At 37.4% G+C, this 3,536-nt stretch carries 5 protein-coding genes; all 5 read right to left on the bottom strand.

What is annotated here, in order from left to right; all coding sequences use genetic code 11:
- Nucleotides 1-349 precede the first annotated feature (349 nt).
- A complete protein-coding gene (locus tag E2980_RS23665) occupies nucleotides 350-697 on the bottom strand; it encodes a hypothetical protein (protein WP_135154671.1) in 348 nt (115 codons plus the stop codon).
- A gap of 259 nt (nucleotides 698-956) precedes the next feature.
- Complete coding sequence (locus E2980_RS23660) at nucleotides 957-1,304, bottom strand: hypothetical protein (protein WP_135154670.1); 348 nt, start codon at nucleotides 1,302-1,304, stop codon at nucleotides 957-959.
- Nucleotides 1,305-1,712: 408 nt separating this feature from the next.
- The gene (locus tag E2980_RS23655; protein ID WP_135154669.1) at nucleotides 1,713-2,051 is read right to left on the bottom strand and encodes a hypothetical protein; all 339 of its coding nucleotides are present in this window, start codon (nucleotides 2,049-2,051) and stop codon (nucleotides 1,713-1,715) included.
- 242 nt (nucleotides 2,052-2,293) lie between these two features.
- On the bottom strand, nucleotides 2,294-2,602 hold the full coding sequence (locus E2980_RS23650) for a hypothetical protein (protein ID WP_135154668.1): 309 nt from the start codon (nucleotides 2,600-2,602) through the stop codon (nucleotides 2,294-2,296).
- Between the two features lie 333 nt (nucleotides 2,603-2,935).
- On the bottom strand, nucleotides 2,936-3,172 hold the full coding sequence (locus tag E2980_RS23645) for a hypothetical protein (protein ID WP_135154667.1): 237 nt from the start codon (nucleotides 3,170-3,172) through the stop codon (nucleotides 2,936-2,938).
- Nucleotides 3,173-3,536 lie beyond the last annotated feature (364 nt).

Raw genomic sequence — 3,536 nt, 5'->3', positions numbered from 1 at the left:
GTTTATTCCATCCTTGTTCTTTAAAGGCATGTGAAATGATGATTGGATCATTTTCATTTATCTCTCGAATTAATAAGTTCATTCATTTCACTCTCTCTTTTATATGTTAGTTTTTTGCGGGGATTTCTTATAACGTTCTTGTATTCACGATGTCCCAGCACCTTAAGCCCGGAGGGCGGCCGCGATGCGGTTAGGTGGTGGGATGTGTCCGGCTGAATAACGCTTCCCTGCTACTGAAATGCCTCTTCGAACCACATCTAACTTCTGCCGGACCGAGGGCCGAATGGCCCGATGCGTGAATATGGTGTTATGTGAAGTAATCGACTTCCTGAATGACAATCAAAATTCTTTAGGTGTAATTAATCATTAGAATTGGTGAACTTAAGAGAGTTCCTATTGTTATTGTTATTATTGTGTCTATTATTGATTTGCTTATTATCAGTTTTCTTGTAGGTGAGTTTTTATAATTGAATAATAGAAATAGTCCAAATTCAATTAATAGATAAATAGAAAAAATTGAAGCACCCAATAATTGATCATTTAAATCTGGAGCTATATATCCTGGTTTGAATCTTTCGTTATATTCAAATCCAAAAGCAATAAAACAACTAATCAATAGAACAAAAGCAAAAATTATTGATGCTGGAATGTAAAAGTAAATCTTGTTTGGAATCATTCGTTCATCTTGTTCTTTCAAGATCTTCACCGCTCTCGGTTATTTCACATAACGTTCGTGTATTCACGACGCCCCACCACCTTAAGGTCACGAAGTGACCGGCCGCGATGCGGTTAGGTGGTGCGGGTGTGTCCGGCTGATTAATCTTCCCTGCTGCTGAAATGCCTCTTCGAATCCTCTTCTAACTTCTGCCGGACCGAGGGCCGAATGGCCCGAAGCGTGAATATGGTGTTATAAGAAGTGGGCGACTTCATTGAACCTACTAACACTAAGTTTTATATTATGGCTCTTTTATAATTTTCTTAATACTAAATCCAACCCACATAAAGAATAAAGGTATGAAATTGATAACTAAAATAATAGAAGATAATTCATATTTACCTAAGGAGCCCTCAAGATCTATCCATTCAGCAATAAAGTATCCAGCAACTAAAAACAAATTATATATTCCATAAAAAATCCATACTACTTCAGATGGAACCACAATAGGAACGACGGCCCTCTCAATCCTTGCATTAATATCATCATTAATATAATTGAGAAAACAAATAAACCAAATAATAATACCAACCAGACTAATAACTGAAAGACTGATTAACCTCCGTTTTTTTGATTCTTCTACCTTCACATATTTATATCCCAAAAAAATATTAAATAAGGGTACAAATACAAATATAAAAGTCCTAAAGTACATACCCGAGTAGCTTTCAAATGTTACATAAGTAATGAATGCAATTAGACTTAGCAAAAGATGTAACAAAAGAATTTTTATTGTGTTTTTCATCTCTTCGCCCATTTCTTATAACGTTAATGTATTCACGACGTCCATTCCCCTTAGATAGCTCCTATCTTAGGGGAATGGATGTGTCCGGATGAACATGCTTCCCTGCTGCTGAAATGCCCCTTCGAACCAACTACTAACTTCGGCCGGACCGAGGGGCGAATGGCCCGAAGCGTGAACATGGTGTTATGTGAAGTTATCGTCATCCATGATTTTGCTAACAAGTTATTTAGAAGAAACTGAAAGGTGGGGGTCTTAAAAAGGGTTTTCAAATATAATACTTAAAACTATTTGACTTAATATGCTTACTAAAAAGAATAAAGCCAATTGTTTAAAAAACTTAGAATCAAATAAATTATTATGACTTCTTCCTCTTAAATGATTAATTGAAATTATTACAGATTTAGTGGCATTTACCATCATAGCTATAACGCCAATGATTAAGTGTAAAAATCCAGCTAAAATCACCTTTGAGTAATAATCCGCAAAGATAATATCAAAAACCATTAAAATAAATAAAGGGAATCCAACAGATACTAAAATTAATATCAGAAATAATAGAAATAATTTTGTTATGGCATTGAAATCTCTCAATTGTTCAGCCCCTTGTATTACGATAATTTCACATAACGTTCATGTGTTCACGACGTCCCACCGACCTAAGCCACGAAGTGGCGGCCGCGATGCGGTTGGTCGGTGCGGATGTGTCCGGCTGATTCTACTTCCTCGCTTGAGTTACTTCCCGAATCCTCTTCAAATGCCTCGGCCGGACCGAGGGGGCTTGTCCCCCGAAGCGTGAACATGGTGTTATGTGATGCCGCTTCTCCTTTGAAATACTATAAAATCTCTATTGCCGGTTGTCCTTCATCTGCTCTTTTATTTGTAATTGCTCCTTCAAGTTTTATTGATGTTACCTCAATATTATTAACTATGTAGTTATATACTCTTAAGTTTTTGGTTATTTGTTCTTCCCCATATGAATACCAATTCCAAACCAATCCAAGTGATCTCTTTATGATAAAAACACCTTGTGAAATTAAAAAATCTTCTGGTTGGTTAATATATAATGTTTCATTTTGATTAAAACTTAAAATTAACAAGTTCTCTTTATAGTCCGCCCTTATAATACTATGATGGTTATCCATTGGCCTACCAAACCGTTCACCATAAAACCTTAACGTGCCAGATCTTATGTTGGGTAATTGAGCATTTATTTGTTCTGAAATAACTTCTGCAGAAATACAATCACCTTCTTCTTTAATCTTTAAGCGGTTTCACATAACGTTTGTGTATTCACGACGTCCATTCCCCTTAGATAGCTCTTATCTTAGGGGAATGGATGTGTCCGGCTGAATTCGCTTCCCTGCTGCTGTCAATAACTTCCCCGAATCCACTTCTGACTCCGGTCCGGACCGAGGGGGCTTGTCCCCCGAAGCGTGAATATGGTGTTATCAGAAGTTCTCGACATCTTCGAAAAACTAATCAAATTTCTGTTCGAATTTAATAGATGATTTTCTAAATGGTTTTTTTTCATTTTGTAGTTTAATTATTACTTCATAAGCGTCTTTTTCACTTTTTTGAGCTTTTTGTGATTCTTCTTCTGTTATTTCTATCTCTATTATTTCAACCACTATTTCACAGGCATCAAAATTAATAAATTGTTTTCCATCTCTTTGGATTATTTCAATGCCATATTCCGAAAAGATTACATTCATTAACTGACCTCCAACAAATTCGGGTTTCTTAATGTATATGAATATGTTTTAAGCACTTCGAGAATTTCTGATAACGTCTCCGTATTCACGACGCCCCACCACCTTAAGGTCACGAAGTGACCGGCCGCGATGCGGTTAGGTGGTGCGGGTGTGTCCGGCTGATTCTACTTCCCTGCTACTGCCAATTGCTACTCCGAATCCTCTTCTCTAACTTCTGCCGGACCAAGGGGCGCATGCTGTCGCCGTTCACTTCCGTTGTCGGAAGTAGAGCGGCGATTTTTTATATGTAATGACGGAGATGTAGAGATATAATTGGCGGGGGTGGTGTACGAATCACCGACAATCATGAGGAGTAGGCGGATTG

Origin of the sequence: Cohnella luojiensis, assembly GCF_004564235.1 — a bacterium.
GTDB classification, from domain to species: domain Bacteria; phylum Bacillota; class Bacilli; order Paenibacillales; family Paenibacillaceae; genus Cohnella; species Cohnella luojiensis.
Note: the sequence above shows the minus strand (reverse complement) of the source record. Positions and strands in the feature narration are given on the sequence as shown.